This window comes from Denitratisoma sp. (genome assembly GCA_032027165.1).
In the GTDB taxonomy this organism is placed as follows: domain Bacteria; phylum Pseudomonadota; class Gammaproteobacteria; order Burkholderiales; family Rhodocyclaceae; genus Desulfobacillus.
Map to the genome: position 1 here is coordinate 2,667,789 of JAVSMO010000001.1, position 15,447 is coordinate 2,683,235.

General features: G+C 67.9%; 15 protein-coding genes. 4 read left to right on the forward strand and 11 right to left on the reverse strand.

What is annotated here, in order from left to right:
* Positions 1-73 precede the first annotated feature (73 nt).
* From ROZ00_12985 to ROZ00_13010, 6 genes are all read right to left on the reverse strand, one after another.
* Positions 74-2,053 (reverse strand): cytochrome C, encoded by a 1,980-nt coding sequence (locus ROZ00_12985; protein MDT3737134.1) that lies wholly within the window; start codon positions 2,051-2,053, stop codon positions 74-76.
* A 23-nt stretch (positions 2,054-2,076) separates the two neighbouring features.
* Positions 2,077-2,421: a c-type cytochrome gene (locus ROZ00_12990; GenBank protein MDT3737135.1), complete on the reverse strand. Its 345-nt coding sequence runs from the start codon at positions 2,419-2,421 to the stop codon at positions 2,077-2,079.
* Between the two features lie 45 nt (positions 2,422-2,466).
* Positions 2,467-3,828: an ethylbenzene dehydrogenase-related protein gene (locus ROZ00_12995; GenBank protein MDT3737136.1), complete on the reverse strand. Its 1,362-nt coding sequence runs from the start codon at positions 3,826-3,828 to the stop codon at positions 2,467-2,469.
* Between the two features lie 118 nt (positions 3,829-3,946).
* The gene (locus tag ROZ00_13000) at positions 3,947-5,326 is read right to left on the reverse strand and encodes a sigma-54 dependent transcriptional regulator (GenBank protein MDT3737137.1); all 1,380 of its coding nucleotides are present in this window, start codon (positions 5,324-5,326) and stop codon (positions 3,947-3,949) included.
* 21 nt (positions 5,327-5,347) lie between these two features.
* Positions 5,348-7,105: an ATP-binding protein gene (locus tag ROZ00_13005; GenBank protein ID MDT3737138.1), complete on the reverse strand. Its 1,758-nt coding sequence runs from the start codon at positions 7,103-7,105 to the stop codon at positions 5,348-5,350.
* 73 nt (positions 7,106-7,178) lie between these two features.
* Entirely contained in the window at positions 7,179-7,703 is a 525-nt protein-coding gene (locus ROZ00_13010; protein ID MDT3737139.1) for a flavin reductase family protein, read from the reverse strand.
* Positions 7,704-7,806: 103 nt separating this feature from the next.
* On the opposite strand from ROZ00_13010, the gene mutY reads away from it, so the two are divergent.
* Positions 7,807-8,826 (forward strand): A/G-specific adenine glycosylase, encoded by a 1,020-nt coding sequence (gene mutY, locus ROZ00_13015; protein MDT3737140.1) that lies wholly within the window; start codon positions 7,807-7,809, stop codon positions 8,824-8,826.
* Here mutY and ROZ00_13020 read toward each other — a convergent pair.
* Genes ROZ00_13020 through rapZ form a run of 5 tightly spaced genes read right to left on the reverse strand, consistent with a single transcriptional unit; the run spans position 8,819 to position 11,790 of the window.
* On the reverse strand, positions 8,819-9,448 hold the full coding sequence (locus ROZ00_13020) for an LON peptidase substrate-binding domain-containing protein (GenBank protein ID MDT3737141.1): 630 nt from the start codon (positions 9,446-9,448) through the stop codon (positions 8,819-8,821). The genes mutY and ROZ00_13020 overlap by 8 nt on opposite strands.
* 21 nt (positions 9,449-9,469) lie before the next feature.
* Positions 9,470-10,078 carry a flavin prenyltransferase UbiX gene (locus tag ROZ00_13025; GenBank protein MDT3737142.1) on the reverse strand — a complete coding sequence of 203 codons (609 nt, stop codon included), beginning with the start codon at positions 10,076-10,078 and terminating at the stop codon, positions 9,470-9,472.
* Entirely contained in the window at positions 10,075-10,596 is a 522-nt protein-coding gene (locus tag ROZ00_13030) for a Gx transporter family protein (GenBank protein ID MDT3737143.1), read from the reverse strand. Before ROZ00_13030 ends, ROZ00_13025 begins: the two co-directional genes overlap by 4 nt.
* Positions 10,577-10,954, reverse strand: coding sequence for a NusG domain II-containing protein (locus tag ROZ00_13035; GenBank protein ID MDT3737144.1), 378 nt, complete (start codon positions 10,952-10,954; stop codon positions 10,577-10,579). The genes ROZ00_13030 and ROZ00_13035 overlap by 20 nt, the downstream gene beginning before the upstream one ends.
* Positions 10,951-11,790 (reverse strand): RNase adapter RapZ, encoded by an 840-nt coding sequence (rapZ, locus tag ROZ00_13040; protein ID MDT3737145.1) that lies wholly within the window; start codon positions 11,788-11,790, stop codon positions 10,951-10,953. The genes ROZ00_13035 and rapZ overlap by 4 nt, the downstream gene beginning before the upstream one ends.
* A gap of 89 nt (positions 11,791-11,879) precedes the next feature.
* On the opposite strand from rapZ, the gene ROZ00_13045 reads away from it, so the two are divergent.
* Genes ROZ00_13045 through ROZ00_13055 form a run of 3 tightly spaced genes read left to right on the forward strand, consistent with a single transcriptional unit; the run spans position 11,880 to position 15,384 of the window.
* Positions 11,880-12,725, forward strand: a complete 846-nt coding sequence (locus ROZ00_13045) for a crotonase/enoyl-CoA hydratase family protein (GenBank protein ID MDT3737146.1) — start codon at positions 11,880-11,882, stop codon at positions 12,723-12,725.
* A gap of 41 nt (positions 12,726-12,766) precedes the next feature.
* Positions 12,767-13,219 carry a (2Fe-2S)-binding protein gene (locus tag ROZ00_13050; GenBank protein ID MDT3737147.1) on the forward strand — a complete coding sequence of 151 codons (453 nt, stop codon included), beginning with the start codon at positions 12,767-12,769 and terminating at the stop codon, positions 13,217-13,219.
* Positions 13,220-13,230: 11 nt separating this feature from the next.
* Positions 13,231-15,384 (forward strand): molybdopterin cofactor-binding domain-containing protein, encoded by a 2,154-nt coding sequence (locus ROZ00_13055; GenBank protein MDT3737148.1) that lies wholly within the window; start codon positions 13,231-13,233, stop codon positions 15,382-15,384.
* The last annotated feature ends 63 nt before the right edge of the window (positions 15,385-15,447 follow it).

Consider the following 15,447-nt stretch of genomic DNA (forward strand, 5'->3'; position numbering starts at 1 on the left):
ATCCCTTCGCTCCAGAATGTGAAAAGGCCAACCGCAAGGTTGGCCTTTTCGTTTCCTGCCTGTCAGGCCGACGTTAGCCGCTGAAGAACCCGATCCCCACCAGCACCAGCAGTATCAGGCCGACGGCAATGAGCGCCAGGCCGAGGATCTTGGAGCCGCGGGTCATCGCCGGCGAAGGCGCCTCGACCAGGTACTTCTGCAGTTCGCCGGAATCCACCATGCGCTGGTAGTGCGCCGGGTGGTCGTGGCGGAACTCGCGCAGGGACTGGGTGCCGGTGAACATCACCACGTCGGGCGGCGGCAGCTTGTCCGGCCGGAAGTGGTTGTTGAAGAAATGCACGGTGAACAGGAATACCGCCGCCAGGAAGGCTTCCTCGCCATGCACCAGGGTGGCGACGTTGAAGACCCAGCCCGGCAGGTAGGTGGCCGTCACGTGCGGGAAGGCCAGCATCAGGCCGCTCCAGCCGATGATGTTCACGCCCCAGAACACCGCCCAGTAGTCGAATTTCTCGAAGTAGGCCCAGCGGTCGAACAGCGGTTTCGGGCCCTTGCCGACGAACCACTTGAACATGCCCCAGCAGTCGGCGAAGTCCTTCCAGTTCGGGATCAGCGAATCCGGCCCGAACCAGCGGAAGCTCCTGTCGCGCAGCAGCTTCTGCATCACGTAGGCGAAGTGGATGAGGAAGATGCCGACGAAGAGCGCGGCACAGACCCGGTGGATCAGGCCGAGCATCTTCGGCCCGCCGAGGGCCTTGGCGACGACCGGCGCCCAGACGCTCTCGGCATACAGCGCGGTGGTGCCGGTCAGCACCAGGGTCATGGTGACGAGGGCGAAGACCAGGTGGCCGAGGCGCCAGCCCCAGTGGAAGCGGCGGAAGTGCTGCCGGTTCTCGTCGAGGTTCATGCCCCGCGTGTCGATGCGCGCATGCGGCTTGCCGGCCTTGCGGTCCTGCCACTCGCGGTAATACCAGAGGCCGGAATGCGCCCAGAAGAAGGCGAAGACGAAGATCAGCAGCCCCACCATGAACTTCGAGGCGATGTACATCTGCGGATACTTGTCGAAGTCGTGCGTGTTGGCATGCGGGCCGAAGGTGACGAAGCCCGGGGTGGCGTCGCGCATGCCGGGCTTCTTGTCGCTGTGGCACTTGGTGCAGGTCTTCAGCCGGTTCTTCGGGTTGATCGTCGATTTCGGATGGTCGGCCGGCAGGATCTTGTGGCTCTCGTGGCAGTCGGCGCACTTGGCCGCGTAGGCGTAGCCGAGGCGGTTCACCTGGCCGTGATAGGTGTCGGCAAAGCTCTGCAGTTCTTTCTCGTGGCAGCTGCCGCAGGCATTGACGTTGGCGAGCTTGAAGGTTTCCGAGGCGGTGCCGGCGATGTTGTGCGAGGTGTGGCAGTCGGTGCACACCGCGCTCTTCATGTTGCCCTTGTCGAGCAGTTCCTCGCCGTGGATGGAGGCGGCATAGGCCTCCAGCTGGTCTTCGTGACACTTCGCCCCGCAGGTGTCGGGAATGCCCTTGTGCCAGACGGTGCGCCGCTCGCTGCCCTTGGGCGGCACGTTGAATTCGTGCGAGTTGTGGCAATCCTCGCAGGTCGCCATCGGGTGCGAGGGATCGTCCTTGTCCGGCTTGGCGTGGAAGGAGTTCTTGTAGGCCTCGATGTTGCGCACGACCAGGCCGAGGCGGCTCTTCTCGTCGGCGCCTTTCTCCTGCCGGGCGGCTTCCCACAGGGCCTGATGGCAATCGACGCAGTTGGCCGGCTTGATGCCCTTGGCCTTGGCGTGGTTGGCCTTGCTGTCGGTGATCTCCTTGTGGCAGGCCACGCACTGCATGTCGGCGTGGATGCCCTTGCCGAATTTGCCGGCGTTGATGTGGGCAAGCGTGCGCTTCTCGTCGTCCTTGCCCGGCACCTCGATCTTCTTCTTGCTGCTGTCGTGGCATTCGAGGCAGCCGGCATTGTCGAGCCTGGCGGCGTCGGCCAATGCGGGCGCCGCCAGGAGGAAGGCGAGGCAGGCCGCGCCGGCCTGGAACAGCGCCAGGAACGATCCCCTTTTCATGGTCCCGCCTCCCTTCTTCTATCTCAGTGGGAAAGCATCCAGCGGGCGACGTTGGTCTGCACCTTGACGTCCTTGGTGTCGATGATCTTGTGATCCTCTTCCTTGCCGTCGTCGAGCTTCACCTTCTGCCCGGCGGTCATGTGCTTGATCGCCTCCTTCTCGTCGAGCTTCTTCTCCTTGTACTTGGCGGCGATCTTCTTCAGGGCCGGGCCCTTCTTCGCCTTGGTCGGGTGGTGGCACTTGTGGCAGTCGTTGTCCTTGAACACCTTTTCCGCCTCTTCGGCATCGAACTGGGCGGAGGCCGGGACGGACAGGCAGAGGCCGGCGAGGGCGACGAGGGCGATCAGGGGGTGAACGCGGTGCGACATTTCGGATTCTCCATTTCAGGTTTCAAGGGTGGCTGACATGCACGGTCAGGGCAGCTTCACCGCCACGATGTCGGCCTTGGCGCCGATGCCGAGCGTCTTGACATAGGACACGTGGTGGCCGCGCGAAGTGACGTTGTTGTCATGGACGGCGAAACCGACGTTGTAGACGCCACCCGGCTTGAGGGCCTTGTCGTCGGGATTGGCGAGAGCCAGCGGACGAACCATCACGACCGTCCACATGCCATCCCTCCATGTGCCGAAGCCCTTGTTGTCCTTGGCGGAACCGGCGGCGTCCTCGGCGGAAAGAACGTATTGCGGCAGGATGTCGCCCTCCTTCCATCCGGCATTCGGATCGAACGGCACGGCATTCTCGCCCTTGATGAGGAACTGCTCTTTCTTGCCGTAGTCCCCGGCGACAAGCGCCCTGGCGCCGAACTTGGCGGGGTCGTACATGAATTTCGGCTGCTTCTTCGCGGCATCCCAATTCGCGGCAAAATGGTTCTTGCCGGCATCGAAGTTGCGGTACTCGAGGACGAAACCGTCATCGGCGCCGCCGACCGGATTGGAGCGATGGGCGCGCCACTGCATGAGATCGAGGAATCCCCCGCTGGCCTTGATCCTGGCAATCTCGTCGAGCGACCTGCCGCTCTTCCAGTCCGAGGGGTTGGTGCGTGTGGCGGGGAGATACTTGCGCACGTCGCCCTTCTTGATGGCTTTCATCAGTGCGTTGGCGGCAACTTCATCCTTCGTTGCGGGATTCAGGTCGCGCTCGCCTTCATGGCAGGTCAGCCAGCAGCCCTGATTGGCGAAGCCCGGCACCTTGCCGTCGTCGAGCATGACCGACATGCGATCCTCGTAGACCGGCGGCGTCTTGCCGGAAACCGCGGCGGCATTCAGGCGGGGAGCGCCATAGGCCACCCACTCCTTGCCGTCGAAGCGACGCCCCGGATAATCGATTCCCGGCCTCTCCTTGCTTTCGGTCTTCCACTGGAAGCGCAGATAGGCGTTCTTGTCGTCGTAGGCCGCCTGGACGTTCAGGTCGACGTGGCCGGGCTTGCCCGGCAGGGCGATCGGCTCGAGCGGATGGTTGCCGCGCAGGATCTTGGCGCCCTGGCGCTGCTCCTCCTTGGCATCGTCGTGACAGGAGACGCAGGAATCGCCGCGCGCCGTCTCGCTGGCGGCGCCCTTGTGCGCCGCCGGGTCGCGCAGCCATTCGTAGGAGGATTTGCCCGGATAGAACAGCACCAGCTTGGTCGCCGGCACCTTGTTCCAGTCGATGCCCGTCGTGTCGGCGCCCCGGGTCGGCCCGCCGGCGCAGGCCACGAGCCCGGCGGCGACGGCCGCGGCCACGCTGGCCGCCAGGATTTTCACTTTCAGATCGGAAAAGCTTGCATTGCGTTGACCCATTTTGATCACCTCTCGAGTAAGGTTGTCGTACGGATACCCGCTTCAATGCAATCCCTATGCCACACCGATCCCTTCGCGAATCCTCCTTGCGCTGCAATAAAACTGTCGCTGATTTATGTCAGCTGTCGCTTTTTAGTGACAATCCCCAACGCTTCACTTTCACGTAGAAATTCTGCCGGGGAATCCCGCTGAGGCGCGCCGCCTCCGATACGTTCCCCCCCGTCGCCTCCAGCAGGCGCTGCAGGTATTCCCGCTCGAACTCCGCGCGGGCTTCCTGGTACGTCAGGCCGGCTTCCGGCGCATGGCTGCCCGTCTGTTGTGCCTCCGCCTGTTTCGGCACCCCCGATGGAAACAGGTGAACGCTTTCGACCGGGCCGCCCGCATGCAGGGCCACGGCACGCTCGATGCAGTGCTGGAGTTGGCGCACGTTCCCTTCCCAGCGGCAGGTTTCCAGCGCGCGCATGGCGGCCGGCGTGAACGGCCCGCAGGCCTTGCCGAACTTGGCGTTGTAGTGGTCGAGGAAATGCGTCGCCAGCGCGACGATGTCGCCCTCGCGTTCGCGCAGCGGCGGCAGGGTGATCGAAACCACGGCGATGCGGTAATACAGGTCCTCCCGGAAGCGCCCCGCCCTGACCTCGTCGAGCAGCGGCCGGTTGGTCGCGCAGATCAGCCGGAAATCGGCCTTGCGCGGCTGCGTGCTGCCGATGCGCACGTAGCTGTGGTCCTGCAGCACGCGCAGCAGGCTGCTCTGCAGCTTGGGACTCATGTCGGCGATCTCGTCGAGGAAGAGATTGCCGCCGTGCGCCTTCTCGAAGTAGCCGGCGCTGGCCTGGCTGGCGCCGGTGAAGGCGCCCTTCTCGTAGCCGAACAACAGGCTTTCCAGCAGGCTCTCCGGCAAGCCGCCGCAATTGACTTCGAGAAACGGCTTGTCGGCGCGGGTGCTGAGCGCATGAATCAGCCTGGCGGCGAGTTCCTTGCCGGTGCCGCTCTCGCCCTCCAGCAGCACGGTGGTGTCGAGGCCGGCGACCTGGCGTAGCTGGCCGAGCGCGCGCTCCATCGCGGCGGACTGGCCGATGAGGGCATCCGACTCGGTCGTCAACCGCGCCTTCAGGCCGTCGATCTCGCGATAGGCGCGGTCGAGCTCGAGCGCCTTGCCGATGACGGCCTCCAGGGCCTCGAGGTCGTCGAAGGGCTTGGTCAAGTAATCGAACAGCCCTTCGCGCACCGCCGCCACCGCATCGCGCACCTCGGCGAAGCCGGTCATGAGGATGCCGACCAGGTGCGGCTTGATCGCGCGGAACTCGCGCAGCAGGTCGATGCCGTTGGCGTCGGGCAGGCGCTGGTCCATCAGCACCAGGTTGAAATCCTCGGCGGCGAACAGCCGGCGCGCCTCGACGCCATTGGTGGCCAGCCTGACGTTCGCCGACTTCGCAAGAAGTCTGTCGAGCAGGATGCGGGTGTGGCGGTCGTCGTCGACCACCAGGATTTTCTGCGGCATGTCGGGCCGTTTCTGGCGCATTTAAACCGTGTCGGGCAACCAAATTGCAAAACGCGTGCCATGTCCCGGCTCGCTCGCCACCGTCACCTGGCCGCCATGCAGCAAAGCCACGTGCTGCACGACCGGCAGGCCGAGGCCGGTGCCGTCGCTGCGTGTGGTGAAGAAAGGCTCGAACACCTTCTTCATGACGTCCGGCGTCATGCCGCGGCCGCAGTCGGTCACCGCCAACGTCCAGCCGGGCAGGTTCCGCTCCTTGTCTTCGCCGCGCTCGAGGCTGATCTCGATGACGCCCTCGCCTTCCGCCGTCGCCTGCGCCGCATTCAGCAGCAGGTTGAACAAGGCGTGACGGATCAGGATCGGATCGACCGTCAGCACCACCGGTGCCTCCGGCAGCTTCACCTCCACCGGCAGATGCCGGCTCTCGGCCTGGCGGAACAGCAGCACCGTGTCCTCGATCAGCCCGGCCATGTCGGTCGGCTTGCTCTCGAAGCAGGACACCTTGGAGAAGCCCAGCATGCGCTTGACGAAGTCGCGGCAGTCCTCGCCTGCGCTGCGGATTTCCCGCAGCAGCTCGCGCGTGCGCGCCGGATCGTCGGCCTCGCGCTCGGCCAGCTGGGTCAGGTTGACCACGCCTACCAGCGGATTGTTGAGCTGGTGCGCGATGCCGCCGACCATGGTGCCCACGGCGGACAGCTTTTCGAGCTGGAGGATGCGGCGATGCTCGCTGTCGAGGCGCAGCAGCTGGTGCTCGAGATCATGCTGGCGCCGGTAATCGCGCTCGACGCGGTCGAGCGCGAGATAGAAGATGCCGAGGACGCCGCCGGCCGCCAGCAGGCTGATCAGGATCACGGCGATGATCGACCACTGGAAAGTGGACTCCAGCGCGGTGATGTCGCGCATCACCACCAGGTCGCCGACATGGCGCTTGCCGGCATCGCGGATCGGCACGCCGGCCAGGTGGATGGATCGCCCGAAATCGCTTATCTCGGCGGTACGGCCGGCAAGCAGTCGCTGCAGCAGGCGTTCGTCCAGTGCTGCCGGCAGCAGCTCCGCCGTCTGCGCCAGCACGGCATGCGTGCCGAAGCGCTCCCAGTTTCCGCTGCGCTGCATCAGGTCCAGGCCGCGCTGCCATTGCTCGGGCGTCAGGTGGCGCTTGTCCACCAGCACCAGCAAATCGATCGCCAGGCTATGCCGGATCTCGTCGAGCATGTGCTCGATCTCCTCGCCGATCTCCAGATAGCCGAGCAGTTCGCCGCCTTGCCGCCAGGGCATGACCAGGCGCAGCGTCAGCGTTCCCATCGGGCCCAGCTCCAGGCCGTGGGCGGGCTTCTGCTCTTCCCTGGCCTGCTGCAGCGTGACGCGCTGAATCTCGTCGCCGAACACGGCCGGGCTGTGGAAGCGGTACAGGCTGACGAGGTCCGGGCGGATGAAGTACAGGTGCGTGATCCGGTGTGCCGTGCTCAGGCTGCGGAACAGCTCGCCGCCCAATTGCGCCAGCGCCGTGCGATCGCCCCGGCGGAAGGCAGCCTGCATCGCCTCGTTGTCCATCATGGCGCGCAGCGTCGCCATCATCAGATTGGTGTCCTTGTCGAGCTTCTGCGCGAACAGCTTGGCCACCGCTGCCGAGCGCTCGGCCAGGTCGCGGTCGCGGATCCGCGTCTCGATGCCGTAGATGGCTACGGCAAACACGCACATGATGAACGCCAGCGTGACGGCCAGCGGGCCGATGAAGCGGGCCTTGATACGCTTGGGCGGACGGGCGGGCGAAACGGCGCTCATGCCCGGAAGTGTGCCCGAGTCACCCCGACGAAACAACGGAGAGTCAGCGCCTGGCGCCTCTTGGCAGGCGCTGCTACGCGTCGCCCAGAACCCTGTAGCGCCCGCCGTGGAACACCAGCGGTGCCTTGTTCTCCCGGCTGCAGCCTTCGACGCGGCCGATGAAGATGAGATGATCGCCGCCGGCGTGCTGCGCCTCGTTGCGGCATTCGAGGACGGCGCAGCAGCCGGGCAGCAGCGGCGCGCCGCCGAGGCCCTCGCGCCAGTCGAGGCCGGCGAACTTGTCGCTGTCGCGCCGGGCGAAGCGTTCCGACAGCGCCTGCTGGTCGGCGGCCAGAACGTTCACCGCGAAGTGGCTGGCGCGGCGGAAGGCCTCGAGGTTCGGCGAGGCGAGCGACAGGCTCCACAGCACCAGCGGCGGTTCGAGCGAAACGGTGTTGAAGGAGTTGACGGTGAGGCCGATGGCGCGGCCGTCGGGATCGAGCGTCGTCACGACGGTGACGCCGGTGGCGAAGGCGCCGAGCGTGTCGCGCAGGGCGCGATGGCCGTCCTCCGCGGTGCTCCACGGGCTGACCGATTGCGGTTCGTAAGGCTTGTTCATCAAGGGGGTTACGGGCGAAGTCTGCGATTACTTTAGAATTGAATGAGACTAACCGCCCGGCGCCGGTAAGGCAAGTTCGGCGGCGGGAACCCACTCTCCATGCATGGTTAATGACAATTCCGCGGGCTTCGCGCAATCCCTGATCCGCTGGCAGAAGTCCGCCGGCCGCCACGACCTGCCCTGGCAGCAGAGGGGCCGCGCCGATCCCTACCGCGTCTGGCTCTCCGAGATCATGCTGCAGCAGACGCAGGTGGCGACGGTGATCCCCTACTACCGGCGCTTCCTCGACCGCTTTCCCGACCTCGCCCGACTCGCCGCGGCGCCGGCGGAAGAGGTGATGGCGCTGTGGAGCGGGCTCGGCTACTACGCGCGGGCGCGCAACCTGCTGCGGGCGGCGCAAGCGATCGTCGCGCAACATAACGGCTGTTTCCCGCGCCGCATCGAGGACATCGAGGCCCTGCCCGGCATCGGCCGCTCTACTGCCGCCGCCATCGCGGTGTTCGCCTTCGGCGCACGCGCCGCCATCCTCGACGGCAACGTCAAGCGCGTGCTGGCAAGGGTATTCGGCATCGGCGGCTTTCCCGGCGAGAAAGCGGTGGAGGCGCGCCTGTGGGCGCTGGCCGAATCGCTGCTGCCGGCGCGCGACCTTGTCGCCTATACGCAGGGGCTGATGGACCTCGGCGCGACGCTGTGCACACGCGGCAAGCCGCGCTGCGGCGACTGCCCGCTCGCCGCGCAGTGCGTGGCGCGGCGCGAGGACCGCGTCGGCGAACTGCCGGAGCCGCGCGCCCGGCGCGCCGTGCCGCAGCGCGCGGTGCGCGTGCTGGTGCTGCTCAGCCGCGGCTGCGTGCGGCTGGAGCGGCGCCCGCCGCGCGGCATCTGGGGCGGGCTGCTGTCGCTGCCCGAACTGCCCGATGGAAAATTGCCGCGACGCTACGCCGATGCAGTGCCGCTGCCCGTCGTGCGCCACGCCTTCACGCACTTCCGCCTCGACATCGCGCCGCTCGCCATGAAAGTCAGTCGCCGGGACACGGCGCCGGAGGGCGTCTGGCTGAGCCTGAAGCAGCTGGACGAAGCGCCGCTGCCGGCGCCGATCCGGAAGATCCTGCAAGGGATTACTTGACCAGGTTTCGCTGGGCGAGAAACTTGAAGACGATCTCCAGGCGGGAGATTGGGTCCTCCAGCTCGAGCAGCTTCTGCCGCGCGATGGCCGGGATCGGCAGCAGTTCGCAGAAGCGGTAGCCGACCCAGGCCGCATCGTCGAAGCGGTGCGGCGGCGGCAGGCGATCCGCGCCGACATCCGCCGCCATCGCCTGCAGCAGCGGCACCAGGGCCGCCAGCGCCTCCGGCACCGGCAAGGCCGGCTCGGCGGCGATCGGCTCGACGCGCGCCTGCAGCAGGCCGGTCGCGTCGGCCGCGCTGGAGAGGATGCGGAAACGCCCCTCGCCGCGCACCGCGATGTTGAGGATGCCCGGCTGGGTCATGTCCCAGGCGACGATGCGCGCCTCGGTGCCGACCGGGTGCGGCACGGCCGGTGCGCCGACCTCGGCGCCCTCGGCGATGAGGCAGATGCCGAAGGCGCCGTCCTGCTTGAAGCAGTTCTTCACCAGCGTCATGTAGCGCTGCTCGAAGACCTTCAGCGACAGCATGCCGCCGGGGAACAGCACGGCATTCAGCGGAAACAGCGGCAGCAGGGCGGCTTCGGGCGCGGCCTCGCGCCGCGGGGAAAAGGGAAGGATGGCCAAGTCGTTCTCTCGGGTAAGGAATCAGTCTCCGCCCTCGCCCCAGCGGGCGGCGAGCGCATGCGGCACGCCGAGCTGGTCGAGGATGCGCGCGACGACGAAGTCGACGAGTTCGGCGACGCTCTGCGGACGGTTGTAGAAGCCGGGGTTGGGCGGCAGGATCACCGCGCCGGCGCGCGCCAGCCGCAGCATGTTCTCGAGGTGGATCTGCGAGAACGGCGTCTCGCGCGGCACCAGGATCAGCTTGCGGCCCTCCTTCAGCACGACATCGGCGGCGCGCTCGATCAGGTCCTTCGAGAGCCCGGCGGCAACCGCCGCCAGCGTGCCCATGGTGCATGGGCAGATCACCATCGCGTCGGGCGGGTTCGAGCCGGAGGCCGGCGGCGCGAACCATTCCTCGCGGCCGTACACCTTGAGCTGGCCGGGCGCCGGCCCGAAGCGCTCCGTGAGCAACTGCTCCGCCTCGGCGGCGCGCGACGGCAGGGCGAGGTCCATCTCCTGCCGCGCCACGATCTGCGCCACCTGCGAATAGAGCAGCTGCACCTGCACGCCGGCGGCGATCAGGCATTCCACCAGGCGCAGGCCGTAAGGCAGGCCGGAGGCGCCGGTGAAGGCGACGACGACGGTTTTCATGCGGGGCGCGTTTCCTCGAGCAGCTTCGCCGCGGCGAGTCCGTTGGCGAGACCGAATAGTAACGCGGCGAGGGCGAAGAACGGCACGAGGTAGAACAGGCCGTCGTGCGGCACCAGCCACAGCCGCGCCACGGCGAGCTGGCCGGCAATGTGGGCGAAGGCGGCGATCAGGCTCTGGCTCACCGGGCCGAAGGCGCGCGCCGGCAGGTGCATGGCGAGGCCCAGCGCGACGAGGCTGGACAGCGCGCCGGCCAGGCTGAGGAAGAATCCCGGCGCGAGGAACTGGCCGATCAGCAGGCTGCCCGCCACCACGCGCAGCAGCGACACCCAGACGGCGTCGCGCCAGCCGTAGCGCGCCAGCACGACGAGCGTGATGATGTTGGCGAGGCCCGGCTTCACGCCCGGCAGCGGCATCGGGATGGCCGCCTCCACCACCGACAGGGCGATGGCCGCCGCCGCATAGCGCGCGATGCGGTGGTCGTCGGCGGTGGGCGTCAGTTCAATAGGCGAGGCTGTCATGGCTGGAGGCGCGGCCGGCGATGGACAGGCTGAGGTGGCTGGGCGCGCAGATGGCGATGGCGTTGGGCTGGCTGAGCCAGCCCTGGCGCACGCAGTACTGGCGCGGGCCGGGATCGGCAGCGACGCGGGCGCGGCCCGGCTGCACCTCGATGACGCTGGTGCCGAGCGCGCCCGGCACCTCGATGCGGGCCGCCCGCGTGAGCGGCAGCTCGGCGACGACGACGCCGTCGCGGCGCACCACCGCCTTCTCGGCCGCGCCGCCCTGGAAGGCGACCGGCGCCAGCGCGGCGGTGGCGGCGGCGAAGCCGAGCAGCACGGCCCAGTCGCCGGGCTTCATGAAGCGCCGGAAGGATTTCACGTGATGGCGCGGTGGCGCACCAGGACGCGGGCGCGGTCGCGGAACTGGCCGGCCAGCCACTCGGCGAGGTACACGGAACGGTGCTGGCCGCCGGTGCAGCCGAGCGCCACGGTGAGGTAGCTGCGGTTGTCGCGCACGTAGGCCGGCAGCCATTCGTAAAGGAAGCCGCGGATGTCCTCGGCCATCTTGCGCACCTCGGCCTGCGCCTCGAGGAAGCGCGCCACCTCCGGATCGCGGCCGGTGAGCGGACGTAGCTGGGGGTCGTAATGCGGGTTGGGCAGGCAGCGCACGTCGAAGACCAGGTCGGCGTCGAGCGGGATGCCGTGCTTGTAGCCGAAGGACTCGAACTGCAAAGTCAGTCCCTGCGAGACGGCGGTCTCGGCGAAGTCGAGCACCCAGGCGCGCAGGGCGTTGGGATTGAGGCTGCTGGTGTCGATGCGGTTGCCGAGGCCGGCGACGTTCTCCAGCATGCCGCGCTCGCGCACGATGGCCTCGGCCAGGGTGGTGTCCGCGTTCGACAGCGGATGGCCGCGCCGCGTCTCCGAAAAACGCGCGATGAGGGTCTCGTCGCGCGCCTCGAGGAAGACGAAGCGCGTCGGGATGCCCATCGTCTGCAGGTCGCGCAGCTGCTGCGGCAGCGCGGCGATGGAGGTGCCGGCGCGCACGTCGATGGCCACCGCCACCCGCTCATAGCCCTCCTCGCGCAGCTGGCGCACCAGCGGCGGCAGCAGGGTGGCGGGCAGGTTGTCGACGCAGTAGTAACCGGCGTCCTCGAGCGCGCGCAGCGCGATGCTCTTGCCGGAGCCGGAGAGGCCGCTGATGAGGATGAGCTGCATGAAAATCACCGCTGCAAAGGGAAGCCAAGCATAGCCAAAAGCCCCGCTTCTTGCCATCATCCACGCTGGAAAAACCCACGGAGGCAAGCATGACTTTCCAGACCCTGAGCTACGAAACCGCCGGCCGCATCGCCCGCATCACCCTGAACCGGCCCGAGCGGCTCAACGCCATCGACGAGAAGATGCCCGGCGATATCCGCGCCGCCGTCGAGCGGGCCAACGCCGACGACGGCATCCACGTCATCGTTCTTCAGGGCGCCGGGCGCGGCTTCTGCTCCGGCTACGACCTGAAGGCCTTCGCCGAGACGAAGGGCGAAAACCCCGGCGTGCAGTCGATGCCGTGGGACCCGATGGTCGACTACCGCTTCATGAAGCGGTGCACCGACGACTTCTTCTCGCTGTGGCGCTCCTACAAGCCGGTGATCTGCAAGGTGCACGGCTACGCCGTCGCCGGCGGCAGCGACATCGCCCTGTGCGCCGACCTCGTCATCATGGCCGAGGACGCGAAGATCGGCTACCCGCCGGCGCGCGTCTGGGGCTGCCCGACCACGGCGATGTGGGTGTTCCGCATCGGCGCCGAGAAGGCCAAGCGCATGCTGCTCACCGGCGACCTGATCGACGGCCGCGCGGCGAAGGAGATGGGCCTGGTCTACGACGCCGTGCCGGCGCCGGAACTCGACGCCGCGGTCGATGCGCTGGCCAACCGCATGGCCGGCGTGCCGAAGAACCAGCTCATGATGCAGAAGCTGATGATCAACCAGGCCTACGAGAACATGGGCCTCGCCTCGACGCAGATGATCGCCACCCTCTTCGACGGCATCACGCGCCACTCGCCGGAAGGCATGTGGTTCAAGGCCTATTCCGAGGAGCATGGCTTCCACGAAGCGGTGCGCCTGCGCGACTCGGGCGAGCCGATCCCGGGCTCGAAGCGATAGGGGATGTTCTATATTGAATAGGTGAGCCAAAGGAGGCCCGCATGCCGAAACTGAACGTGAACGGCCGCGTCCGCGAAGTCGACGTCGAGCCGGAGATGCCGCTGCTGTGGGCGCTGCGCGACCACCTGAATCTGACCGGCGCCAAATACGGCTGCGGCATCGGCGTCTGCGGCGCCTGCACGGTGCTGGTCGACGGCGCCGCGGTACGCGCCTGCGCCGTGACCGTGGCGGAGGCCACCGGCAAAAACATTCTGACCATCGAGGGCCTCTCCGAGAAGGGCCTGCACCGCGTGCAGCAGGCCTGGATCGAGCACGAGGTGCCGCAGTGCGGCTACTGCCAGACCGGCATGATCCTCGCCGCCGTCGCCCTGCTGGAGAAGAAGCTGCAGCCGAGCGACGCCGACATCGACGCGGCGATGACCAACCTGTGCCGCTGCGGCACCTATGCCCGCGTGCGGGCGGCGATCCACGCCCTCGCCGCGCAGAAGGCCTGAGGGGGAACACGATGAGCACGAAACTCTCCCGCCGCGACTTCCTCAAGGTGTCCGCCGCCGTCGGCGGCGGCCTGGCCCTCGAGTTCAGCTTCCCCTGGGCGGCCCGCGCCGCCGCCGGCCAGGCGGCCACCGAGGTCAACGCCTGGATCGTCATCCACCCCGACGACCGCGTCGTCATCCGCATCGCCCGCTCCGAGATGGGCCAGGGCACCTTCACCGCGCTGGCCCAGCTGGTCGCCGAGGAACTCGACTGCGACTGGGCCAAGGTGAGCGCCGAATTCGCCTCGCCCAACGAGAACCTCCGCCGCAACCGCGTCTGGGGCTCGATGTCCACCGGCGGCAGCATGGGCGTGCGCACTTCGCAGGACTACGTGCGCCGTGCCGGCGCCGGCGCCCGCGGGCTGCTCGTCGCCGCGGCGGCGGCGCGCTGGGGCGTGCCGGCTTCCGAGTGCGCCGCGGAGAAAGGCGTCGTCACCCACCGGCCGAGCGGCAAGAAACTGCGCTACGGCGAGCTCGCCGCGGCGGCGGCGAAACTCACGCCGCCGAAGGACGTCAAGCTGCGCGATCCGAAGGACTGGAAGATCGCCGGCAAGCCGCTGCACCGCCTCGACATCCCCGACAAGGTGCTCGGCAAGCCGGTGTTCGGCGTCGACGTCGCCCTGCCCGGCCTGCTGCACGCCTCCATCGCGCAATGCCCGGTGTTCGGCGGCAGCGTGAAGAACGTCGACGCGGCCGAAGCCCTGAAGATGCGCGGCGTGAAGAAAGTCGTGCGCGAAAAGGATTTCGTCGCCGTCGTCGCCGACGGCTGGTGGCGCGCCGACGAGGCGCTGAAGAAACTGAAAATCGAATGGGACGAGGCCGGCCACGGCCGCATCGACAGCGCGGCCATCGCGGCGATGCTGCGCGAGGGCCTCGCCGCCGCCAGCCTGCCGCTGGCGCGCAATGTCGGCGATGCGCCGGCGGCGCTGGCCGCCGCGGCAAAGACGATCGAGGCGGAGTACGCCTCGCCCTACCTCAACCACGCCACCCTCGAGCCGCAGACCTGCACGGCCTGGTTCAAGTCCGGCGGCACCCTCGAGGTGTGGACCTCCACCCAGGACGGCGAGGCCTCGCTTGCCGCGGCAGCGGAGGCCGCCGGCCTGCCGCCGGAGAAGGTCGAGGTGCACAAGATGATGCTCGGCGGCGGCTTCGGCCGCCGCGGCGCCCCGCAGGATTTCGTGCGCCAGGGCGTGCTCATCGCGAAAGCCCTGCCCGGCGTGCCGGTGAAGCTGATGTGGTCGCGCGAGGAGGACATGCAGCACGGTTTCTATCGCCCGGCCAGCATCGTGCGCATGAAGGCCGGCCTCGACGCGAAGGGCAATCTCGTCGCAATTCACACGAAGATCGCCTGCCCGTCGATCCTCGAGGTCCTGCTGCCGCGCCTGCTCGGCCGGGACGGCATCGACTTCACGGCGGTGCGCTTCTTCAGCGATCTCTGCTACGCGGTGCCCCACCAGCGGGTGGAATACGCCAAACGCAACGGCCATGTGCCGGTCGGCTTCTGGCGCGCGCCGGGCCAGCAGAACGGCTTCTATCGCGAGTGCTTCATCGACGAGCTGGCCGTCGCCGCCGGCCGCGACCCGGTCGACTACCGCCTGGCCATGCTGCCGGCGGGCGACAAGAACCGCCTGGTGCTGGAAGCGGTGGCCAAGGCCGCCAACTGGGGCGGACCGCTGCCGGCGGGCGCGCACCGCGGCGTCGCCGTCGCCGACGGCTTCGGCAGCTTCACGGCGATGGTGGCGGAAGTCTCGGTGAGCGCGGAGGGCACGCTCAAGGTGCACCGCATCGTGGTCGCCATCGATTCCGGCCACGTGGTGAACCCGGACACCTGCCGTGCCCAGGCCGAGAGCAACGTCGTCTACGGCCTCGGCACCATCCTCTACCAGGAGAACACCGTGAAGAACGGGCGCATCGCCGAGACCAACTTCCGCAACTTCCGCCTGCCGCAGATATCGGAAATGCCGAAGGTGGAGACGGTGCTGGTGCCCACCGGCGGCTTCTGGGGCGGCCACGGCGAGCCGGCCATCCTGCCGCTCGCCCCCGCCGTCTGCAACGCGCTCTTCGCCGCCACCGGCAGGCGCATCCGTTCCCTGCCCCTGAAGCACCACGATTTGCGCAAGGCGTAATCTCCAATTTTGCCGACGGCCAGCGGCCGGCGTGAAAACGATGGCACAATCTCGCCGCTGTCC